Genomic DNA, 20,960 nt, shown 5'->3' on the forward strand with positions numbered 1-20,960 from the left:
CCCGGACGAGGCCGGCCCGGTGCGGCTGCGCCTCGCCCGGACCGAACCGCGCCACCGTCGAGGGCCCGCTCAGCTGGTGAGCATCCCGCCCTCGACGGGGATGGTCGTGCCGGTGACGTAGCCGCCCGCGTCGCTGACCAGGAAGACCAGGGCGGCGGCGAGCTCCTCGGGCTCGCCCTTCCGCCCCACGAGGACCCGGGACAGCTGCGACTCCAGGTAGCCCTCGGGGTACTGGTCGGTCATCTCGGAGGTGAAGAAGCCGGGCGCCAGGGCGTTGACCCGGATCCCCTTGCGCCCGGTCCACTGCTGGGCGAGGTCGCGGGTCAGCCCGATCAGCCCAGCCTTGCTGGCGGCGTAGGCGGCCTGCGGCAGGCCGGCCGTCGTCAGCCCGAGCACGCTGGAGATGTTGACGATCGAGCTGCCCGGCTGCATGACCCGGCCGCAGGCCTGCGCCATCCAGTAGCAGCCGTTGAGGTTGACGTCGATGACCTGCCGGAACTGCTCGGGCGTCTCCCGGGTGGCCGGCGCGGCGGTGCCGACCCCGGCGTTGTTGACCAGGACGTCGACCTTGCCGAACTCGGCCATGGCGGCGTCGACGAGCGCCTGGCAGTCCTCGGGCCGGGAGACGTCGGTGGCCACGCTGATCGCCCGCCGCCCGGCCTCCTCCACCGCACGCTGGGTCTCGGCCAGGCGGTCGACCCGGCGGGCACCCAGGACGACGTCGCAGCCGGCCTCGGCCAGGGTGCGGGCGAAGACGGCCCCCAGGCCGGAGGAGGCCCCGGTGACGATGGCGACGCGGTCGTCGAGGCGGAACAGGTCGAGGATCGAGCGGTCGGGCATGAGCGGGGGTCTCCTCGGGTTCGGCGGGCTGTCGGGCCACCGTATCGGCCCTGTGCGGTAGATCACCGATCGAGCCGGGTAGGGGCCCCGGGTCCAGCCACCGGGCACCAGGGGGACGACCGTGACCAACCTCGCGCAGAACCTGCTCGACTCCGCCGACGAGGGCGCCGACCGTCCCGCGCTGCGGATGGACGACGCCGAGCTGACCTACGGCGGGTTCCGCGACGCCGCGCTCCGCGTCGCCGCCTCGCTGCAGGCCCGCGGCGTGCGGCCGGGCGACCGCGTCGGGCTGGTGCTGCCCAACGTCCTCTCGTTCCCGGTCGTCTTCTACGGGGCCCTGCTCGCCGGCGCCGCCGTCGTGCCGATGAACCCGCTGCTCAAGGCGCGGGAGGTGCAGTACTTCCTCGAGGACTCCGGCGCGCGGGTCGTCGTCACGCTGGAGAGCACGGCCGGGCCGGTGCGCGAGGCGGCGGACGTGGTCGGCGTCGAGGCCGTCGTGGTGGGGCCTGCCTCCCCCGACGAGCTCATGACCGCCGAGCCGCTCGGCGCGGCGGTGGAGCGGTCCGACGACGACCTGGCCGTCGTCCTCTACACCTCGGGGACGACCGGGCAGCCCAAGGGCGCCGAGCTCACCCACGCGAACATGGGCCGCAACGCGCTCACCACGGCCGAGACGCTTGCCGAGAACACCGCCGACGACGTGATCATGGGCTGCCTGCCGCTGTTCCACGTCTTCGGTCTGACCTGCGGCCTCAACACCGCCGTCGTGCGGGGCTCCCTGCTCACGCTCATCCCCCGGTTCGACGGCGCGAAGGCGCTGGAGGTCATCGAGCGCGACCGGGTCACCATCTTCGAAGGCGTCCCGACGATGTTCGCCGCGATGCTGCACCAGCCCGACGCCGACCGGCACGACGTCTCGAGCCTCCGGCTGTGCGTCTCCGGCGGCTCGGCGATGCCGGTCGAGATCATGCGCTCCTTCGAGGAGCGCTTCGGTTGCATGATCCTCGAGGGCTACGGCCTGTCGGAGACCTCGCCGGTCGCCTCGTTCAACCACCCGCACGCGGAGCGCAAGCCCGGCTCGATCGGGACCCCGATCCGCGGTGTGGAGATGCGCCTGGTCGACGACGACGGCAACGAGGTGGGCGGCGGCGAGGTCGGCGAGATCGCCATCCGCGGCGAGAACGTGATGCGCGGTTACTGGGAGCGGCCGGAGGAGACGGCGAAGGCGATACCCGACGGCTGGTTCCGCACCGGCGACCTCGCCCGCACCGACGAGGACGGCTACTTCTTCATCGTCGACCGCAAGAAGGAGATGATCATCCGCGGCGGCTACAACGTCTACCCGCGGGAGATCGAGGAGGCGCTGTACGAGCACCCGGCGGTGGCCGAGGCCGCCGTCGTGGGGATCGCGCACCCCGACCTCGGGGAGGAGGTGGCCGCGGCGGTCGCCCTCAAGCCCGGCATGACCGCCGAGGTCGAGGAGCTGCGCGAGTTCGTCAAGGCGCGGGTGGCCGCCTACAAGTACCCCCGCCACCTCTGGCTGGTGGACAGCCTGCCGAAGGGCCCGACCGGGAAGATCCTGCGCCGCGCCGTGGAGATCCCGCAGGAGGTGGGGGCCCGATGAGCCAGCCCTCCGCGCCCCGCAAGGCACCGCCGTCGCCGCCGCTGTGGCGGCAGGCCTTCGACGCCGCCGAGCGGGCGATCGCGCCCCGCGCCGAGGACGTGGTGCGCAGCGAGTACTTCGCGCTGGCCACCGCTCTGCTGCGGCGCGCGCAGACCGTGGCGGGCAGCTCGGCGCAGGGGCTCAGCGCCCGCGCCTGGCACCTGCTCAACCTGCCCGCCGGCAGCGACGTCAGCCGCCTGCGCGCGCAGATCGGCTCGCTCGACCGCGAGGTGCGCCGGCTGACCATCCAGCTGGAGAAGGAGCGGCGACGCAGCCCCGCGTCCCGCCCGGACCGCCCCCGACCGACCACCGCCCCGACCACGGAGGACAGCGATGCCGACGGTGCCCAGCCCGCAGACGGTGCTCGACCGCGTCCGGCGCGACGTCGAGCGCAACACCCTGCGCGCCCGTAACGGCATCAAGCTCGTTGCCGGCGTCGACCGGCCCGGCGTCGGGCAGACCCCCAAGGACGTCGTCTGGCAGCGCGGCCGCACCCAGCTGTGGCACTACCGCAACGACCCCGACACCTACGGGGGCGTCCGCTACGGCCCGCCGCTGCTGATCGTCTTCAGCCTCGTGAGCAAGAGCTACATCCTCGACCTGACGCCGGGCAACAGCTTCGTGGAGCAGCTGCTCGAGGCCGGCTTCGACGTCTACATGCTCGACTGGGGCGAGCCCGACGAGCGCGATGCGGGCAACGGGCTCGAGGACTACGCCGACGACTACATCCCCGCCGGGGTCGACCGGGTCCTGGAGCTCTCCGGCGCCGACGAGGTCAACCTGTTCGGCTACTGCTTCGGCGGGAACCTCGCCCTGCTCTACGCCGCGCACCACCCCGACGCGCCGCTGCGCAGCCTCACCGTGCTGGCCACGCCCGTGGACTTCCGGCACATGGGCCCGCTCGCCGACATCTTCGCCGTCGGGGGCATGGACGTCGGCTCGGTCCTCGGTCCGGACGGCAACGTCCCGCCCTCGGTCGTCGTCCAGGGCTTCCGCGCGCTGACCCCGACGGCGGAGGTCACCCGGTACGTCACCCTCTGGGAGCGGCTCTGGAACGACGAGTACGTCGCGTCCTACCAGGCCATGACCGGCTGGTCGGACGACCACGTGCCCTTCCCCGGCGTCGCGGCGCGGCAGACGGCGGAGATGCTCGTGCGGGCCAACGGCATGGTCAACGACCGGCTCTCCGTGGGCGGGGACCCGGTGCACCTCTCCGACATCCAGGTGCCGTTCCTGACCGTGCGCGCCAACCGCGACCACATCGTGCCGCCGGACGCGACGGCGCCGCTGATCGACCTGGTCGGGTCCCCCGACAAGCACGAGCTGTGCCTCGACGCCGGCCACATGGGGCTCGTGGTGGGGCGCACCGCGGCGAAGACGACGGTGCCCACGATCATCGACTTCGTCCGCCGGCGCAGCGACGCGCTCGACGCCGACGAGACCAGCCGGGAGGCCTGACGTGACGGTGGTGGAACTCGGACCGGAGCGCTGCGACGCGCTGCTCCGCTTCTTCGGCGACCTGCCCGCCGGTGACCTGACGTTCATCAAGGAGGAGGTCACCGACCCCGAGACGGTGCGCTCCTGGGCCAGCGGCGAGTCCTCGGGCGGTCGCTGGGTGGCGGTCGAGGGAAACGAGGTGACCGGCTACGTCGCCGTCCGGCCGCTCCCGGGGTGGTCGGACCACGTGGGCGAGGTACGCCTGGTCGTGGCGCCGTCCCGCCGGGGCAGCGGGCTGGGGCGCGCGCTGGCCCGGCAGGCACTGGTCGGCGCGGTCTCCTCCGGGCTGTCCAAGCTGGTCGTGGAGGTCGTCGCCGAGCAGGGGTCGGCGCTGGCGCTCTTCAGCGACCTCGGCTTCTCCGGGGAGGCGCTGCTGCGCGACCACATCCGCGACCGCGACGGCGAGCTGCGTGACCTCATGGTGCTGGCCCACCACGTCTCGGACACCTGGTCGGGCATGGACACCGTCGGCATCGCCGACGAGCTGGGGGCACCGGCCGGCTGAGCCCCCGCTCAGCGCTCGGTGACGCGTCCGCCGTCGACCTCGAGCAGCCGGTCGGTGGCGACGGCGGCGAGCATCCGCCGGTCGTGGGTGACCAGCAGCAGCGTGCCGGAGTAGCCGGCGAGCGCCTGCTCCAGCTGCTCGATCGCCGGCAGGTCGAGGTGGTTGGTCGGCTCGTCGAGCACGAGGACGTTGATCCCGCGCGCCTGCAGCAGGGCCAGCGCCGCGCGCGTCCGCTCCCCCGGCGAGAGGGTGACCGCGGGGCGCGTGACGTGGTCGGCGGTGAGCCCGAACTTGGCCAGCAGGGTGCGCACCTCCGCCGTCGGCCAGTCGGGCACCTCCGCGCCGAAGGCGTCCAGCAGCTGCTCGGTGCCGAGGAACCGCCCGCGGGCCTGGTCGATCTCGCCGGTGCGGACCGACGGCCCCAGCGACGCCGCGCCCTCGTCCAGCGGCAGGCGGCCGAGGAGCGCCGCCAGCAGCGTCGACTTCCCGGAGCCGTTGGCGCCGGTGATCGCGATGCGGTCGCCCCAGTCCACCTGGAGGTCCACCGGCCCGAGGGTGAAGGGCCCCCTCCGCACGACCGCACCGCGCAGGGTCGCCACGACGGCGCCCGCGCGGGGCGCGGCGGCGATCTCCATGCGGAGCTCCCACTCCTTGCGGGGCTCCTCGACCACGTCGAGCCGCTCGATCAGCCGCTCGGTCTGCTTCGCCTTCGCGGCCTGCTTCTCCGCCGACGCGCGGGCGAAGTTCTTCCGGTGCTTGTCAGGGTCCTTCTGCTTCTTGATCGCGTCGCGGACGCCCTTGGCCATCCAGTTGCGCTGCATCCGCGCGCGGGCCTCGAGCCCGGCCTTGGTGTCCGCGAACTCCTCGAACTCCTCGCGCGCGTGCCGCCGGGCGATCTCGCGCTCCACCAGGTAGGCCTCGTAACCGCCGTCGTGCACCCGCACGAGTTGCTGGGCCAGGTCCAGCTCGACGATCCGGGTGGCCGTGCGGGCGAGGAACTCGCGGTCGTGGCTGACCACGACCACGCCGGACCGGGAGCCGGCGACGAACCGCTCCAGCTGGTCCAGGCCGGCGAGGTCGAGGTCGTTGGTCGGCTCGTCGAGGAGCAGGACGTCGTAGCGGCTCAGCAGCAGCGCGGCCAGCCCGACGCGGGCGGCCTGGCCACCGGACAACCCGGTGGTCGGCGCGTGGAGCGCGACCCCCGGCGCCACCTCGGCGACGACCTCGGCGGCCCGCTCGTCGAGGTCGGCCCCGCCCAGGGCGAGCCAGCGCTCCAGGGCCTCGCCGTACGCGTCGTCGGCGCCGGCCTCCCCCGCCGCGAGCGCCTCGGTGGCGGCGTCGAGCTCCGCCTGCGCCGAGGCGACACCGGTGCGGCGCGCCAGCGCGGCGAGGACCGTCTCCCCCGGGCGGCGCTCGTGCTCCTGCGGCAGGTAGCCGAGCGTCGCCGTCGGCGGGCTGAGGGAGATGCTCCCGGACTCGGCCGGGAGCTCCCCGGCCAGCGTGCGCAGCAGGGTCGACTTGCCCGCTCCGTTCACCCCGACCAGGCCGACGACGTCGCCCGGGGCGACGACGAGATCGAGGTCGGTGAAGAGCACGCGGGCGCCGTGACCGGCTGCCAGTCCGCGGGCGACGAGGGTGGCGCTCACCCCTGCAGCCTGCCAAGCGCCCGCGAGGCGCTCAGTCCCGGCTCGCCGACGGGTCGTCGTCGACGTCGAAGGCGTCCTCCCCGTAGCCGCTGTCGGCGTCCTCCGCGACCACCCTCGCCCGCCGCACGAGCCACGGCTGCAGGTGGTCGTAGCCGCGCACCGACACCCGCCGCAGCGGCCGGATCCGGTAGTCGCCCACCGCGCGCAACCGGTCGGCGAGGTCCCGGTCGACCAGCAGGGCGCCCGGTCGGGCCAGCGACGTCAGCCGGCTGGCGAGGTTGACCACCGGCGAGTAGACGTCGCCGAGCCGGGTGAGGACCGCGCCGTAGGCGGCGCCGACCCGCAGGGGCGGGCGGTCGTCGGCCGCCCAGGCGTCGGGGAGCTCCAGGCCGATGTCCGCGGCGTCCGTCGCCGACCACGCGGTGAAGAGGACGCCGTCGCCGACGGTCTTCACCACCCGGCCGTGGTGCCGGGCGATCACCTCGGCGGCGGTGCTCTCGAAGTCCTCGACCATCGCGCCGAGCTCGCGGCCACCCATGCCCCGGCTGCGCGAGGTGTAGCCGACGAGGTCGGCGAAGCCCACCGCCAGCTCCCGGCGGTCGCCGGGCCCGGTCGCGGCCAGCAGGCGGTCGACGTTGGCCACCAGGTGCCGGCGCCAGACGTAGTCCTGCACCTCGCGCAGCCGGGGCAGGAGCGCCTGGGCGGCGGCCACCGCCCGCTCCGTGGTCGCGGCCGGGTCCTCGTCGGCCCGCGCCCCGCGCAGCAGCGCGTCGGCCAGCATGTCGGTCTGCCAGTCGGCCAGCCGGGAGAGCGACTGCCCCATCGCCCGGGCGATGGAGGCCTCGCTCTCCGTGTCGACGAAGCCGGAGTCGATCAGGGTCGAGAGGACGCCCAGCGCGGCGATGTCGGCGTCGGTGAAAGCGGGGTCGTCGTCGGCGGCGTCGGGGAAGCCGAGCGCCCGCCACAGCCGCTGCGTCCGCTCCGGTGGCATGCCGGCCATCCGGCCGACGTCCAGGCGGGTGTAGCGCCGGGGGCCGCCGAGCAGCAGCCGCTCCAGCGCCTCGCGGGCGCCCGGCTCAGGACCCGCCCCGGCGTCGTCCATGCGCCCCGGACCTCAGTCCGTGGTGTGGACGACCAGCACGTCGCACCCCGACCGGCGGGTGGCGTCGGCCGGGACCGAGCCCAGCAGCCGACCCTTGATGCTGCTGAGGCCCCGGTTGCCGACGACGAGCAGGTCCGCCTTCTCCCGGCGGACGACCTCCAGCAGCGTCTCGACCGGTGATCCCATCACCGCCACGGTGCGCACGTCGCGGGCGCCGGAGGCCAGGGCGCGCTCGGCGGCGGTGCGCACGGTCTCCTCGGCGGGGTGGGACCCGACCACCTGGTAGGCCTCGTCCCCCAGCACGTCCTGCGCCCGGGCGAGCTCCCGGTCGTCGGTCTCCGTGGGGAGGTAGGCGCAGGCGACCACCAGCGTCGCGCCGCAGGCGCCGGCCAGTGCCCCGGCCCGGGCGACCGCGCGCAGCGAGGACTCCGACCCGTCGGTTCCGACGACGACCGTGGTGTAGGCGTTCACGGGCTCGCTCACGGCGCGCACTCTAAGGGACGGCGCGCGGCCGTGTGCCCGGGGTCACGCGCACCGGGCGCGCGGGCGACGGAGCGGTGAAAACGTGCCCGCGGGGTGCCGGAACATCGTGCCGGTGCGCTTGGATGGGCGGGACACGGGCCACCAGATCAGGAGGAGCGACATCGCCACCCCCCACTCCCCCGTGACCGACCCCGTGCGGGTCGAGGTCCGGGGGCTCACCAAGTCCTTCGGCTCCGTCCGGGCGGTGAGCGACCTGGGCTTCACCGTCGAGCCGGGCACGGTCACCGGGTTCCTCGGCCCCAACGGCGCGGGCAAGACCACCACGCTGCGCATGCTGCTCGGGCTGGTCCGCCCCGACGCGGGCACCGCCACGTTCGACGGCACCCCGTACACGGCGCTGCGGGAGCCGGTCCGCACCGTCGGCGCGGTCCTGGAGACCGCGTTCCACCCGGCCCGGTCCGGCCGCAACCACCTGCGCGTCTACTGCCGCGCGGCCGGGCTGCCGGTCGAGCGCGCCGACGCGGTGCTGGCCCAGGTCGGGCTGACCGACGCCGGGCGACGGCGCGCCGGCGGCTACTCCCTCGGGATGCGCCAGCGGCTCGGGCTGGCCACGGCACTGCTCGGCGACCCCGCCGTGCTGGTGCTCGACGAGCCGGCCAACGGCCTGGACCCCGAGGGCATCCAGTGGCTGCGAGGCTTCCTCCGCCACCTCGCCCACGACCAGGGCCGCACGGTGCTGGTCTCCAGCCACCTGCTCTCGGAGGTGGAGCAGACCGTCGACCGCGTCGTCATCGTCGGCGCCGGCCGGCTGGTCCGCGAGGGCTCGATGGCGCAGCTGCGCGCCGGGGCCGACGGCGCCGGCTCGGTGCTGGTGCGCAGCCCCGAGGCGACCCGGCTGGCCGACTCGCTGCGCGCCGACGGCACGTCCGTCACGCTCGACGGCGACTCCCTGACCGTCACCGGCCGCACCACCGCCGAGGTCGGCGCCCGCGCCTTCACCGCCGGGGTGGAGCTGCACGAGCTGCGCTCGCGCACCAGCGGCCTGGAGGAGATCTACTTCCAGCTCACCGCCGGCCAGGAGCAGTACGCCGCCGGCGCGACGACCCCGGAGCTCTCGCGATGACCCACCTGATCCGCGCCGAGTGGACCAAGCTGTTCACGACCAGGGTGTGGCTGGGCCTGCTGCTGGGCGCCTGCGTCATGGTGATCGGCTTCGCCGTCCTGCTCACCTCCTTCGCCGGCAACCCCGAGTCGGGCATCCCGGCCGTGGGCACGCCGATCTACGAAGAGCTGGCGATGGCGAACGCCGTGAACGTCAACGTCCTCTTCCTCATCGTCGGCATCATCGGGATGACCCAGGAGTACCGGCACCGGACGGCGACGCCGACGTTCCTGACCACCCCGCGCCGCGGCCGCGTCGTGATCGCCAAGCTGCTGGCCTACGCGCTGGCGGCGACGCTGTTCGCGCTGGTCGTGCTGGTCGTCAACTACGCGACCGTCGCGATCCACGCCGGAGCGCGCGGCGCGGCGCCGGCGCTGGACGCCGACAACCTCGGCACGCTGGGCAGCTCCGGGCTGGCGCTGATCATCTACGCGGTCATCGGCGTGGGGCTCGGTGCGCTGCTGCGCAACCAGGTCGGGGCGATCGTCGGCGGGCTGGTCTACCTGTTCGTCATCGAGCCGATCATCCGGTCGATCCCGGCCACCTCGGGGGCGTACAAGTGGATGCCGGGAGGTGCGTTGGAGGCGCTCACCGCGACCCTCCAGGGCCCCGACCTCCTGGAGGCGTGGCAGGGCGGTCTGCTGCTGCTCGGTTACGGTCTCGTGGCGGCCCTGCTGGGCACCTTCCTGGCCGTCCGCCGCGACATCGCCTGAGACGGCCGGGGGCTCGTCCCACGCCCCCGCCCCGGTCGAGAGCACGCGCCGGGCAGCCGCGAACGCAGAACGGAGAACGCGTGACCACTCGCATGACCGTCCAACGACTCGGCCGGCTGATCGTCGACGGCGAGACCGATGCCGTCCGGTCGGCGGTCGCCGACTCGCCCCAGCTGCTCGAGGGCTCCGTCGAGCGGGACGGCCAGGACGGCTGGACCCCCCTGCACCTGGCGGTCGCCTGCGACCGGGTCGAGGTCGTCCGCGTCCTCGCCTCGGCCGGGGCGGACCTCGCCGCGCGCACGGACCAGCACCGCACACCGCTGCACGTGGCGCTGGAGCACGCGCCCGATCTGGTCCCGGTGCTGGTGGAGCTCGGGGCCGTCGTCGACGCCCCCAGCGCCGCCTACCTCGACGACGTCGACCGGCTCACCGCGGAGCTGGACGGCGGGGCGGCGTTGACCGACCCCGCCACGGGGGTCGACCTGCTGGCCTGGGCCGCGTACGGGGGCGCCGCGGGCGCCGCGCGGCTGCTGCTGGCGCGTGGGGCCGACGCCGACGGGGGCGCATTGCACGCCGCGGCCGCCGGCGGCAGCGCGGAGCTGGTCCGCCTGCTCCTGGACGCCGGCGCCGACGTGGACCGCCGGGATCCCGACACCGGGCGCACCCCGCTGCACACCGCCGTGGCGACGGGCGCGACGGGGGACGCACCGGAGATCGTCCGGGCGCTGCTGGACGCGGGGGCCGACGTCAACGCCACCACGCACGACGGTGCCAGCGCGCTCGACATCAGCCGCGTGGCGGCGGCCAGGCACCGGCAGGAGGACGACGACCAGGCCAGTGGCAACGACGCCCTGGTCGATCTCCTGGTCGCCCACGGCGCCACCCACTGACCCCGACGTGGGACGGGCGCGCGGATCCGGCTCCGCACCCGGTCGGCGACCGGGGACGGGCGTAGACTCGACACCCGGTCCAGCGACGCGCCCCTCAGACGCAGCCCCGAGACGAAGAAGGCACTCGACCCCGTGTCAAGCGTGAGTTCATCCCGACCGTCGTCCAACTCGTCCCCGGTCGCCGGTTTCGGCACCAACGAGTGGCTGGTCGAGGAGATGTACCAGCAGTTCCTCGCCGACCCGGCCAGCGTCGATCAGGCGTGGCACGAGTTCTTCGCCGACTACCGTCCCGGTCCGCCGGCCGGTGGCGACCGGGAGCACGCGCCGTCGGGGAACGCGGCGCCGGCCGCGGAGGAGGCGGCCCCCGCCGAGGCTCCGGCCTCCCCCGCGCCCGCGGCCCCCGCCGCCAAGAAGCCCGACGTCCAGCGCCCGGCCGCCGGGTCCCAGCCGACGGGGAGCCCGCCCGTGCAGAAGACCGACCAGCCCGCCGCTCCTGCCACCGTCAAGGCCGCTCCCCCCGCCGCCAAGGCCGCTCCCCCGGCGCCCAAGCCGCCGGCGGGCGAGGGCAAGCAGTCCCCGCTGCGGGGCGCCGCCGCGGCGGTGGTCAAGAACATGAACGCCTCGCTGACCGTGCCGACGGCGACGAGCGTGCGGGCGGTGCCGGCCAAGCTGCTGGTCGACAACCGGATCGTCATCAACAACCACCTGGCCCGCGCGCGTGGCGGCAAGATCTCCTTCACGCACCTGATCGGCTACGCGCTGATCCGGGCGCTGGACTCGTTCCCCAACATGAACAGCGCCTTCGCCGAGGTCGACGGCAAGCCGGTGCTGGTGGCGCCCGCGCACGTCAACTTCGGGCTGGCGATCGACCTGCCCAAGCCCGACGGCTCGCGGTCGCTGGTCGTGGCCTCCATCAAGGGCGCCGAGGAGCTGGACTTCGCCGGCTTCTGGGCCGCCTACGAGGACATCATCCGCCGCGCCCGGAACAACAAGCTGACGATGGAGGACTTCTCCGGCACCACGATCAGCCTGACCAACCCCGGCACCATCGGCACCAACCACTCGGTGCCGCGGCTGACCGCCGGGCAGGGCGCGATCATCGGCGTGGGCGCGATGGAGTACCCCGCCGAGTTCCAGGGGATGAGCCCCGAGGTGCTCACCGAGATGGGCGTCTCGAAGATCATCACGCTCACCTCCACCTACGACCACCGGATCATCCAGGGCGCGGAGTCGGGCGACTTCCTGCGGAAGCTGCACTCGCTGCTGCTGGGCGAGGACGGCTTCTACGACGAGGTCTTCCGCTCGCTGCGGATCCCCTACGAGCCGGTGCGCTGGATGCCGGACGTGCGGGTCACGCGCGAGGGGCAGATCGACAAGGAAGCCCGGGTCATCGAGGTCATCGAGTCCTACCGGCGCAACGGCCACCTCATGGCCGACACCGACCCGCTCGAGTTCAAGGTCCGCACCCACCCCGACCTCGACATCCTCCAGCACGGGCTGACCCTGTGGGACCTCGACCGGAAGTTCCCGGTCGGCGGCTTCGCCGGTGAGCGCCTCATGCCGCTGCGGGACATCCTCGGCGTGCTGCGCAACTCCTACTGCCGCACGGTCGGCGTGGAGTACATGCACATCACCGATCCCGAGGAGCGCGAGTGGCTCCAGCAGCGGATCGAGCTCAAGCACGCACAGCCCGACCGTGAGAAGCAGAAGCACGTGCTCGGCCGGCTCAACGCCGCGGAGGCTTTCGAGACCTTCCTGCAGACCAAGTACGTCGGGCAGAAGCGGTTCAGCCTCGAGGGCGGGGAGTCGGTCATCCCGATCCTCGACGAGGTGCTCATCGCCGGCACGGACCACGGCCTGGACGAGGTCGCGATCGGCATGGCCCACCGCGGCCGGCTCAACGTCCTGGCCAACGTGCTCGGCAAGAGCTACGCCAAGATCTTCGGCGAGTTCGAGGGCAACATCGACCCGGGCACCGTCCAGGGCTCCGGCGACGTGAAGTACCACCTCGGGGCCACGGGCACGTTCCGCAACCCGTTCCGCGAGGACGCGGAGATCGCCGTCTCCCTGGCCAGCAACCCCAGCCACCTGGAGACGGTCAACCCCGTCCTCGAGGGCATCGTCCGCGCCAAGCAGGACATGATCGACAAGGGCGAGCAGGGCTTCACCGTCCTCCCCGTCCTGCTGCACGGGGACTCGGCGTTCGCCGGCCAGGGCGTGGTCCAGGAGACGCTGAACCTCTCCCAGCTGCGCGGCTACCGCACCGGCGGCACCGTGCACGTCGTCATCAACAACCAGGTCGGCTTCACCACCAGCCCCGGTTCGGCGCGCTCGACGCTGTACTCCACCGACGTCGCGCGGATGGTCAACGCGCCGATCTTCCACGTCAACGGCGACGACCCCGAGGCCTGCGTCCGGGTGGCCCGGCTGGCGGTCGAGTACCGGCAGACGTTCAAGAAGGACGTCGTCATCGACCTCGTCTGCTACCGCCGCCGCGGCCACAACGAGGGCGACGACCCCTCGATGACCCAGCCGCTGATGTACGACATCATCGACCGCAAGCGCTCGGTGCGGAAGCTGTACACCGAGGCGCTGGTGGGTCGCGGCGACATCACGCTCGAGGAGGCCGAGGAGGCCCTCAAGGACTACCGCGGCCAGCTCGAGCGCGCCTTCGCCGAGACCCACGACGCGCAGGACTCCTCCAAGCCCGAGCCGGTCATGGACCCGCGCACGCCGCAGGAGTCCACGGTGCAGACGGCGATCACGCAGGAGGTCCTCAAGACCATCGGCGACGCGCACGTCTCCTTCCCGACGGACTTCACGCCGCACCCGAAGCTGCAGAAGATGCTCGAGCGGCGGGCCGCGATGGCCAGCGAGGGCGGCATCGACTGGGCCATGGGTGAGCTGCTGGCGTTCGGGTCGCTGCTCATGGAGGGGGTGCCGGTGCGGCTGGCCGGCCAGGACTCCCGCCGCGGCACCTTCGTGCAGCGCCACTCGGTGCTCATCGACCGGGAGAACGGCGCCGAGTACACGCCGCTGGCCAACCTGACCGAGGAGCAGGCGAAGTTCTTCGTCTACGACTCGCTGCTCAGCGAGTACGCCGCGCTCGGCTTCGAGTACGGCTACTCCGTGGCCAACCCCAAGGCGCTCGTGCTGTGGGAGGCCCAGTTCGGCGACTTCGTCGACGGGGCGCAGATGGTCATCGACGAGTTCATCAGCTCCGGTGAGGCGAAGTGGGGCCAGCGCTCCGGCGTCGTCCTGCTCCTGCCGCACGGCATGGAGGGCCAGGGCCCCGACCACTCCAGCGGTCGGATCGAGCGGTTCCTGCAGCTGTCGGCGGAGAACAACATGACCGTCGCCAACTGCACCACCCCCGGCAACTACTTCCATCTGCTGCGGCGCCAGGCGCTCTCCGACGTGCACCGCCCGCTGGTGGTGTTCACGCCGAAGTCGCTCCTGCGGGCGAAGGCGGCGGTCAGCCCCGTCGAGGACTTCACCGAGGAGAACTTCCGGCCGGTGCTCCCCGACACCGGGGTGGGCGGCGAGCCGCTGGAGGCCTCTGCGGTGCGCCGGGTGCTGCTCTGCAGCGGCAAGGTGGCCTACGACCTGATGGCCCAGCGGGAGAACGAGGGCACCGCCGACACCGCGATCGTCCGCGTCGAGCAGCTCTACCCGCTGCCGGCCGAGCAGATCCGGGCGGAGCTCGAGCGCTACCCGGAGGCGACGGACGTGGTCTGGGTGCAGGAGGAGCCGGCGAACATGGGCGCCTGGCAGTTCATGGCGGTCAACCTGCCCGAGGAGCTGCCCGAGGGCCGCACGCTCCGGCGGGTCAGCCGCCGCGCGTCGGCCAGCCCCGCCGTCGGCTCGGCCAAGGTCCACGAGGTCGAGCAGCGCAAGCTGGTCGCCGAGGCGTTCGCCGACTGACCCCGCGGACGCTCGCGTCCCCTTCCGCGCCCGGCCCCCGAACACCACGGGGGCCGGGCGTCGTAGGTTCTCCGGCATGTACTTCACCGACCGGGGCCTGGAGGAGCTGGCCGAGCGGCGCGGCGCCGAGCAGGTCACCCTGGCCTGGCTGGCCGACCAGATGCAGGCGTTCGTCGACCAGCACCCCGACTTCGAGGTCCCCGTCGAACGGCTGGCCACCTGGCTGGCCCGCGGGGGCACGGACGACGACGACCTGGACGACTGAGGGACGACGGACGGGGAGCTCGCGCGCCCAGGACGACGAACTCGTGGCCATCACCCGCTGATCCCACGAGTTCATCGCAGCGGGCCGGTTCCGCCCGCCCCTCCGCGTGCCTGCGCCGCTGCGCCCTTCTCGCCAGGCACGCTCGGTAGGTGCTCGGTCACTCGCACGCGCTCTCCGGCCTCGCCGTCGGTGCCGCCACCCTGCCCTGGGCACCCGTGCAGGGCTCCGTCGCCCAGGGTGCCTGGATCGCCGCCGTCGGCGGGTTCGCGATGCTGCCCGACCTCGACCACCGCAGCTCCACCGTCTCCGACATGTGGGGCCCGGTCACCGACGTGCCGGCGGGGGCGATCGGCGCGCTCGCCGGCGGCCACCGCTGGGGCACGCACGACGCGGTCCTCGCGCCGCTGGCGTTCGGGGCGCTGGCGCTCGCCGCGGCCGGCGCCTACTGGTCGAGCCTGCTGCTGATGGCGCTCGGGATCGGGCTGGCGCTGCGGGCGCTGCACTTCGTCATCCCGGGCCGCACCGAGACGACCATCCTCGGCAACCTGCTGCTCTCCTGGGGCGGCGCCTGGCTGCTGCTCGGGCACATGGCACCGCCGGCCTGGCTGCCGTGGGCCGTCGCGGCGGGCGTGCTGACCCACGTGCTGGGCGACGCGATCACCACCGCGGGGGTGCCCGTGCCGCTCCTGTGGCTGGTCAAGCGCAGGCGGCTGGCCCTCTCCCCCATCCGCACCGGGGCCACGATCGAGAAGATCGCCCTCGTGCCGCTGTTCGTCGTCGCGACGGTGGTGTTCTCGTACAGCAACACCGAGCTGCACACGGCGCTCGCCCCGGTGGTCGACCGGCTGCTCACCGCCGGCTGAGCCGCGACCTCACGGGCGCGGGTTCGTCCGCGTCCAGCCGCGGTCGTCGCGCCGGGCGCCCTGACCGGCCCGGCAGCGGCGGCACACCGACTGCACCTCCTCGGCGTGCCGGCCGGACTCCGGCTGCACGTCGGGCCAACCGACGTGCGGGAAGCGGGCGAGCCGCGACCGGCTGAGCGCCAGCCCGCACACGGTCTCGTTGCGCCCGCGCTCCCAGGCGTGGACCTCCCCGGCGGGGTACCGGATGCCGTCGTCGGGGTCGACCCACTGACCCGTCGCCGCAACGCTCGCCATGGGGAGCAGGTACCCGCGGACGGGGGGTGCGGCAAACAGGTCGCCGGAGGCGGGGCGGGTCCCCGCGGAAACCCTCCCGGTCCTGGCGGACCCGCACGAAATCGTCACCGCCCGCCGATAACTTCGCTGGTGTGCCGCAGGTAGATCTGATGCGCCCCGACCACGCCTACTTCTTCGGATTCGCGCAGACTGACGGCAATCACTACGCCGGCACCCGTCAGCGGGGCCGCCTATCGATCGAGTTGTCCGAGCGGGACGCGGCCGTGCTGCATTCGTTCACCACCCTGTTCGACGTCTACTCGCGGGTTTCCTGTCGGGAGCGCACCACGAACTTCGGAAGGCACCGCTCCGCGACCTGGACGGCGTGCGACCTGGCGTTGCGCCAGGAGCTCGTCGAGCTGGGGCTGCCGACCGGACGCAAGTCGATGACGGCGGCACCACCACCGGGCCCGTTCAGCGTCCGGGATTACCTGCGCGGATTGATTGACGGCGACGGGTGTGTCGGCTTCAGCAGCACCGGGCGACCGTTCGTCGGATTCGTGACCGCAAGTCAACCGCTCGCCGAGTTCTTCTGCACCCAGGCCCTCGAAGTCGTCGGCGCCTACCGGGCAGCCAACCGGAACGCGCGTGACGGCGTCTTCAACATCATGGTGACCGCCGACCCGGCGGCCTCTCTGGCTGGGTGGCTCTACCCCGACGGTTGCCTCGCGGTCGACCGGAAGCGCGAGGCCGCCCGGCGTGTAGCGGCGTGGACACGGCCGACGGGGATGCGAGCACGACCGGTAGCCGGTGCTCGTCGGTGGACAGCACAGGAGGACGCCGATGTGTTCAACGGTTCGGTGCGACAGGTGGCACGTCGACTGCGGAGGAGCGAGCAGTCGGTGAGCATGCGCCGCTGTCGTCTCCGTCGAGCGAGCGCCGGAGGAATCGAACGGCGACACGGCGAACAGCCGACCGGGCCACCGAGCTGAGAGACGCAGCCGACAGGGGCGGACGCCCCGGCCGGCAGCGAGCGAGGACCGCGTCTGGTCGTCATCGCGCGCATGCTTGCGGCGGGGCCCAGGGGAAGCCCTCCCCGGCGCCCCGCCAGCGGGTACGGTCTCGATCTTGTGACCGCCGTCTCATCGAGGCCCCGCCTCTCCCGGGGCACCCACCTGGGCTACGCCACGGGCTCGATCGCGACGGCCGCGTTCGGCACCGTGCCCGGGCTGCTGCTCCTGTACTACCTGACCGACGTGCTCGGCGTGGCCGCCGGGATCGCCGGCCTCGTGGTCTTCGCACCCAAGGCCTGGGACGTGCTGCTCAACCCCTGGATCGGCAGCCGCTCGGACCGGACGAGCAGCCGCTGGGGCCCCCGCCGGCCGTGGATGCTGGCCGGAGGGGTCGCCCTGCCCCCGCTCTTCGTGCTCGTCTTCGCCGGGCCCGGCGCCCCGCCGGCGGCGGCAGCGGCGTGGGTGGCGGTCACCTTCCTGCTCGCCGCCACCGCCTACGGCTGCTTCCAGGTGCCCTACGTGGCCCAGCCGGCCGAGATCACCGATGACCCCGATGAGCGGTCGACGCTGATGTCCTGGCGCGTCGCGGCGCTGGCGTTCGGCATCCTGCTGGCCGGCGCGGGCGCGCCCGCCGTCGTCGACGCCTTCGGCGACGGCCGCGGCGGCTACCTGGCCATGGCGGTGTTCGTCGCCGTCCTGCTCGCCCTGGGGATGCTCGGCGCCGTCGTCGGCACCCGCAACGCGCCGACGCTGACCCGGGTGCGCAGCGAGGGCCGGCTGCTCGCCACGCTCCGGCGGGCGTGGCGGGCGCGACCGTTCCGGCTGCTGCTCACCGGCTTCGTCGTCCAGGCGCTCGGCATCGGGGTCATGCTGGCCGGCGTCCCTTACTTCTCCGAGCAGGTGCTGGGCGACCCCGCCGCCGGGACGCTGCTGTTCGCCGCGCTGGTGGGCCCGGCGATCCTGGTCATGCCGGTGTGGCTGCGGGTCGGCCGCCGGGTCGGCAAGCGCACCGCGCTGCTGGCCGCGTCGCTGCTGTTCGCCTGCGCCGCGGCCGCGCTCGCCGTCGTCCCCGAGGGCGGCACGGACGCGGCGGTCGCGCTGGTGGTGCTGGTCGGCATCGGCTACGCGGGGATGCAGATGTTCCCGCTGGCGATGCTCCCCGACGTCATCGCCGTCGACGAGGCGTCCTCGGGCGAGCGCCGGGCGGGGGTGTTCACCGGCGTCTGGACCGCGGCCGAGACCCTCGGCCTGGCCGTCGGCCCCGGCCTGCTCGGGGGGCTGCTCGCGGTCGCCGGCTACGTCTCCTCCACCGGGGACCAGGTCGTCGCGCAGTCCAGCGGCGCCGTCCTCGCCGTCCGGCTCGGCTTCACCGTCGTGCCGGCACTGCTCGTCCTGGCCAGCGTCCCCGTGCTCGCCCGCTACCGGCTCGACGCCGTCCCGACCCAGGAGGTCCACGCGTGAACCCGACCGAGGTGCTCGCCGAGCTCACCGCGCTGCAGGCCGGGGACGTGCCCACCCACGGCGGCGCGACCATGGCCTACGTCTACGACTCCGGCCGCGCCGAGGTCGACGAGTTCGCCGCCGCCGCGCAGGCGGCGTTCCAGTGGACCAACGCCCTCGACCCCACCGCCTTCCCCAGCGTGGCCCGCATCGAGAACGACCTCGTCGGCGCCGCGCTCGGGCTGCTCGGCGGCGGTCCGGACGCCGTGGGGACGCTGACCAGCGGCGGCACCGAGAGCTGCGCGCTCGCCGTCCTCGCCGCCCGCGAGCAGTGGCGCGCCCGCGGCGGTTCAGGGCGGCCGCGGCTCCTCCTGCCGGTCACCGCGCACGCGGCCTTCCGCAAGGCCGCGCACCTGTTCGGCGTCGAGGTCGTGGACCTCCCCGTCGATCCGGAGACCTGCCGGGCGGACCCCAGGGCGGTGGAGCGGCAGCTGGACGAGCGGACGGTGCTGGTGGTCGTCAGCGCGCCGTCCTACCCGCACGGCGTGCTGGACCCGGTCGGCCCCATCGCGGGGCTCGCGGCAGCCGCAGGCGTCCCGTGCCACGTGGACGCCTGCATCGGCGGGTGGGTGCTCCCCTACCTCGACGACGTCCCCGAGCCCTTCGACCTCTCCGTGCCGGGGGTGACGTCGCTGTCGGTGGACCTGCACAAGTACGGCTACGCGCCCAAGGGCGTGTCGGTGCTGCTCACCGCCACCCCCGAGCTGCGGCACGCGCACTGGTTCAGCACCGCCGGCTGGCCGGGCTACCCGGTGGTGAACCCGACGCTGGCCGGCACCCGCCCCGCCGGGGCGATGGCGGCCGCCTGGGCGGTGCACCGCTGGCTGGGCACCGACGGGTACCGGGAGCTGGCCCGCCGGGCGCGGGAGGCCACGCTGCGGCTCGCGGACGGCGCCGCCGCCGTCGACGGGCTCCGGGTGGTCGGCCGACCGGTGGCGACGCTGGTCGCCCTGGCCGCGGACGGCCCCGACGGCGTGGACGTGCTCCACCTCGCCGACGAGATGACGGCGCGCGGCTGGCTGCTGCAGCCGCAGCCGCCCTTCGCCCAGGACGGCGGCGACCTGCCCGCCACCCTGCACCTCACCGTGACGGCGGCCACCGCCGACCGGGTGGAGGCCCTGCTCGCCGACCTCCGCGACGCCGCGCGCGCCGCCGCGGCGCTGCCCCCACCGGTGCCCGACCCCGGGTTGGTGGCCGCGGCGGCCACGATCGACCCGGCGGCGCTGACGGTCGCCGAGGTCGAGGCGCTGCTGGAGCTGGCGGGGGTCTCCGGCGGATCGCTGCCCGTGCGCATGGCGCCGGTGCACGCCCTCGTCGCCGCGCTCCCCCGGCCGGTCGCCGAGCGGCTGCTCTCCGGCGTGCTGGGCCGGGTCTACCGGCCCACGCTCAGCGAGTGACGCCCTGCTCCCTCGCGCAGGCGGCCACGGCCTCGGCGACGGCGGTCGCGACGCGGCGGTCCAGGGGGCTGGGCACGATGTAGTCGGCCCGCACCTCGTCACCGACGACGCCGGCGATCGCGGTCGCCGCGGCCAGCTTCATCTCCTCGGTGATGCGCCTCGCGCCGGCGTCGATGGCGCCGCGGAAGACGCCGGGGAACGCCAGCACGTTGTTGATCTGGTTGGGCAGGTCGCTGCGGCCGGTGGCGACGACCGCGGCGTACCTCGCGGCCATCTCCGGGTCCACCTCGGGCGTCGGGTTGGCGAGCGAGAAGACGATGCAGTTCTCGGCCATCGACGCGATCGCCGCCTCGGGCACCGATCCCCCGGAGACCCCCAGGTAGACGTCGGCCCCGCGCAGCGCCGACACCATCGAGCCGGCGAAGCCCGAGGCGTTGGTGTTCTCCGCCAGCCAGCGCTTGGTGCCGGTCAGCCCCTCGCGACCGGTGTGCAGGATCCCCCGGGAGTCGGCGACGGCGATCTCCGCGACGCCCGCCTCGAGCAGGATCTTGGTGCAGGCGACGCCGGCGGCGCCCGCGCCGGAGACGACCACCCGCAGATCCTCCAGCTCGCGGCCGACCACCGTCGCGGCGTTGCGCAGCGCGGCGAGGACGACGATCGCCGTCCCGTGCTGGTCGTCGTGCATGACGGGGATGTCGAGGCGCTCGCGCAGCCGCGCCTCGATCTCGAAGCAGCGCGGCGCGCTGATGTCCTCGAGGTTGATCCCCCCGAACGACGGCGCGATCGCCGCCACCGTCTCGACGATCTCGTCGACGTCGGTGGTGGAGAGCACGATCGGCACCGAGGAGAGCCCGGCGAACTCGCTGAAGAGGCAGGCCTTGCCCTCCATGACCGGGAGCGAGGCGACCGGACCGATGTCGCCCAGGCCGAGCACGGCGGTGCCGTCGGAGACGACGGCGACGACGCGGGGCGCCCAGGTGAACCGCCGGGCGAGCTCCGGCTCGGCGGCGATCGCGCTCGACACCCGGGCGACCCCCGGGGTGTACGTGAGGGCGAGATCGGCCGTGGAGCCGATCGAGCGGGTCGAGGACATCGAGAGCTTGCCGCCCTCGTGCACCGCGAACGCCGGGTCGGAGGCGAACCGGTCGGTGCCGACGTGGTCCCCGGTAGCCGCATTTCCGTTCATGGGCACAGCAGCGTAAACCCGGCCCGACCCCGGTCGGC

Annotated in this window: 19 protein-coding genes; 13 read left to right on the forward strand and 6 right to left on the reverse strand. The window is 73.9% G+C overall.

The features are described 5' to 3' along the window. Window positions 1-69 precede the first annotated feature (69 nt). Window positions 70-840 carry an SDR family NAD(P)-dependent oxidoreductase gene (locus ACI79P_RS01045; RefSeq protein ID WP_456579183.1) on the reverse strand — a complete coding sequence of 257 codons (771 nt, stop codon included), beginning with the start codon at window positions 838-840 and terminating at the stop codon, window positions 70-72. Between the two features lie 121 nt (window positions 841-961). On the opposite strand from ACI79P_RS01045, the gene ACI79P_RS01050 reads away from it, so the two are divergent. The 4 genes from ACI79P_RS01050 to ACI79P_RS01065 are packed head-to-tail and all read left to right on the forward strand — an operon-like array spanning window position 962 to window position 4,505. Next, window positions 962-2,464, forward strand: coding sequence for a long-chain-fatty-acid--CoA ligase (locus tag ACI79P_RS01050; RefSeq protein ID WP_456579184.1), 1,503 nt, complete (start codon window positions 962-964; stop codon window positions 2,462-2,464). After that, window positions 2,461-2,916 carry a hypothetical protein gene (locus ACI79P_RS01055; RefSeq protein ID WP_456579185.1) on the forward strand — a complete coding sequence of 152 codons (456 nt, stop codon included), beginning with the start codon at window positions 2,461-2,463 and terminating at the stop codon, window positions 2,914-2,916. Before ACI79P_RS01050 ends, ACI79P_RS01055 begins: the two co-directional genes overlap by 4 nt. Further along, a complete protein-coding gene (locus tag ACI79P_RS01060; RefSeq protein ID WP_456579186.1) occupies window positions 2,837-3,961 on the forward strand; it encodes an alpha/beta fold hydrolase in 1,125 nt (374 codons plus the stop codon). Before ACI79P_RS01055 ends, ACI79P_RS01060 begins: the two co-directional genes overlap by 80 nt. 1 nt (window position 3,962) lies before the next feature. Further along, the gene (locus ACI79P_RS01065; RefSeq protein WP_456579187.1) at window positions 3,963-4,505 is read left to right on the forward strand and encodes an N-acetyltransferase family protein; all 543 of its coding nucleotides are present in this window, start codon (window positions 3,963-3,965) and stop codon (window positions 4,503-4,505) included. 8 nt (window positions 4,506-4,513) lie between these two features. Here ACI79P_RS01065 and ACI79P_RS01070 read toward each other — a convergent pair whose 3' ends face one another. Genes ACI79P_RS01070 through ACI79P_RS01080 form a run of 3 tightly spaced genes read right to left on the reverse strand, consistent with a single transcriptional unit; the run spans window position 4,514 to window position 7,736 of the window. After that, window positions 4,514-6,151 carry an ABC-F family ATP-binding cassette domain-containing protein gene (locus ACI79P_RS01070; RefSeq protein ID WP_456579188.1) on the reverse strand — a complete coding sequence of 546 codons (1,638 nt, stop codon included), beginning with the start codon at window positions 6,149-6,151 and terminating at the stop codon, window positions 4,514-4,516. 31 nt (window positions 6,152-6,182) lie between these two features. Further along, window positions 6,183-7,253 (reverse strand): adenylate/guanylate cyclase domain-containing protein, encoded by a 1,071-nt coding sequence (locus ACI79P_RS01075; protein WP_456579189.1) that lies wholly within the window; start codon window positions 7,251-7,253, stop codon window positions 6,183-6,185. Between the two features lie 12 nt (window positions 7,254-7,265). Further along, window positions 7,266-7,736, reverse strand: a complete 471-nt coding sequence (locus ACI79P_RS01080) for a universal stress protein (RefSeq protein WP_456579190.1) — start codon at window positions 7,734-7,736, stop codon at window positions 7,266-7,268. 181 nt (window positions 7,737-7,917) lie between these two features. On the opposite strand from ACI79P_RS01080, the gene ACI79P_RS01085 reads away from it, so the two are divergent. From ACI79P_RS01085 to ACI79P_RS01110, 6 genes are all read left to right on the forward strand, one after another. Next, window positions 7,918-8,859: an ABC transporter ATP-binding protein gene (locus tag ACI79P_RS01085; protein WP_456579191.1), complete on the forward strand. Its 942-nt coding sequence runs from the start codon at window positions 7,918-7,920 to the stop codon at window positions 8,857-8,859. Next, entirely contained in the window at window positions 8,856-9,611 is a 756-nt protein-coding gene (locus tag ACI79P_RS01090; protein ID WP_456579192.1) for an ABC transporter permease, read from the forward strand. The genes ACI79P_RS01085 and ACI79P_RS01090 overlap by 4 nt, the downstream gene beginning before the upstream one ends. 80 nt (window positions 9,612-9,691) lie before the next feature. Further along, the gene (locus tag ACI79P_RS01095; RefSeq protein ID WP_456579193.1) at window positions 9,692-10,501 is read left to right on the forward strand and encodes an ankyrin repeat domain-containing protein; all 810 of its coding nucleotides are present in this window, start codon (window positions 9,692-9,694) and stop codon (window positions 10,499-10,501) included. 141 nt (window positions 10,502-10,642) lie between these two features. Next, window positions 10,643-14,425 (forward strand): multifunctional oxoglutarate decarboxylase/oxoglutarate dehydrogenase thiamine pyrophosphate-binding subunit/dihydrolipoyllysine-residue succinyltransferase subunit, encoded by a 3,783-nt coding sequence (locus ACI79P_RS01100; protein ID WP_456579194.1) that lies wholly within the window; start codon window positions 10,643-10,645, stop codon window positions 14,423-14,425. A 76-nt stretch (window positions 14,426-14,501) separates the two neighbouring features. Further along, window positions 14,502-14,690, forward strand: a complete 189-nt coding sequence (locus ACI79P_RS01105) for a DUF6104 family protein (RefSeq protein ID WP_456579195.1) — start codon at window positions 14,502-14,504, stop codon at window positions 14,688-14,690. A 149-nt stretch (window positions 14,691-14,839) separates the two neighbouring features. Then, entirely contained in the window at window positions 14,840-15,553 is a 714-nt protein-coding gene (locus ACI79P_RS01110) for a metal-dependent hydrolase (RefSeq protein WP_456579196.1), read from the forward strand. 9 nt (window positions 15,554-15,562) lie between these two features. Here the strand turns inward: ACI79P_RS01110 and ACI79P_RS01115 are convergent, their stop codons facing one another. Then, on the reverse strand, window positions 15,563-15,847 hold the full coding sequence (locus tag ACI79P_RS01115; protein WP_456579197.1) for a hypothetical protein: 285 nt from the start codon (window positions 15,845-15,847) through the stop codon (window positions 15,563-15,565). A gap of 149 nt (window positions 15,848-15,996) precedes the next feature. Between ACI79P_RS01115 and ACI79P_RS01120 the strand changes: the two genes are divergently transcribed. The 3 genes from ACI79P_RS01120 to ACI79P_RS01130 all read left to right on the forward strand — a co-directional run bounded on the left by ACI79P_RS01120 (window position 15,997) and on the right by ACI79P_RS01130 (window position 19,736). Then, window positions 15,997-16,818, forward strand: coding sequence for an LAGLIDADG family homing endonuclease (locus ACI79P_RS01120; RefSeq protein WP_456579198.1), 822 nt, complete (start codon window positions 15,997-15,999; stop codon window positions 16,816-16,818). A 138-nt stretch (window positions 16,819-16,956) separates the two neighbouring features. Next, a complete protein-coding gene (locus ACI79P_RS01125; RefSeq protein WP_456579199.1) occupies window positions 16,957-18,300 on the forward strand; it encodes an MFS transporter in 1,344 nt (447 codons plus the stop codon). Next, window positions 18,297-19,736, forward strand: a complete 1,440-nt coding sequence (locus ACI79P_RS01130) for a pyridoxal phosphate-dependent decarboxylase family protein (protein ID WP_456579200.1) — start codon at window positions 18,297-18,299, stop codon at window positions 19,734-19,736. The genes ACI79P_RS01125 and ACI79P_RS01130 overlap by 4 nt, the downstream gene beginning before the upstream one ends. Here ACI79P_RS01130 and ACI79P_RS01135 read toward each other — a convergent pair. Further along, entirely contained in the window at window positions 19,726-20,922 is a 1,197-nt protein-coding gene (locus tag ACI79P_RS01135; protein WP_456579201.1) for an NAD(P)-dependent malic enzyme, read from the reverse strand. The two genes, ACI79P_RS01130 and ACI79P_RS01135, sit on opposite strands and share 11 nt — an antisense overlap. Window positions 20,923-20,960 lie beyond the last annotated feature (38 nt).

It is taken from the genome of Blastococcus sp. SYSU DS0510 (genome assembly GCF_054050835.1).

Coding starts and splice junctions, on each gene's coding strand:
- ACI79P_RS01045 (WP_456579183.1), bottom strand. CDS start 840: ATGCCCGACCGCTCGATCCTCGACCTGTTCCGCCTCGACGACCGCGTC.
- ACI79P_RS01055 (WP_456579185.1), top strand. CDS start 2,461: ATGAGCCAGCCCTCCGCGCCCCGCAAGGCACCGCCGTCGCCGCCGCTG.
- ACI79P_RS01060 (WP_456579186.1), top strand. CDS start 2,837: ATGCCGACGGTGCCCAGCCCGCAGACGGTGCTCGACCGCGTCCGGCGC.
- ACI79P_RS01075 (WP_456579189.1), bottom strand. CDS start 7,253: ATGGACGACGCCGGGGCGGGTCCTGAGCCGGGCGCCCGCGAGGCGCTG.
- ACI79P_RS01090 (WP_456579192.1), top strand. CDS start 8,856: ATGACCCACCTGATCCGCGCCGAGTGGACCAAGCTGTTCACGACCAGG.
- ACI79P_RS01105 (WP_456579195.1), top strand. CDS start 14,502: ATGTACTTCACCGACCGGGGCCTGGAGGAGCTGGCCGAGCGGCGCGGC.
- ACI79P_RS01115 (WP_456579197.1), bottom strand. CDS start 15,847: ATGGCGAGCGTTGCGGCGACGGGTCAGTGGGTCGACCCCGACGACGGC.
- ACI79P_RS01120 (WP_456579198.1), top strand. CDS start 15,997: ATGCGCCCCGACCACGCCTACTTCTTCGGATTCGCGCAGACTGACGGC.
- ACI79P_RS01135 (WP_456579201.1), bottom strand. CDS start 20,922: ATGAACGGAAATGCGGCTACCGGGGACCACGTCGGCACCGACCGGTTC.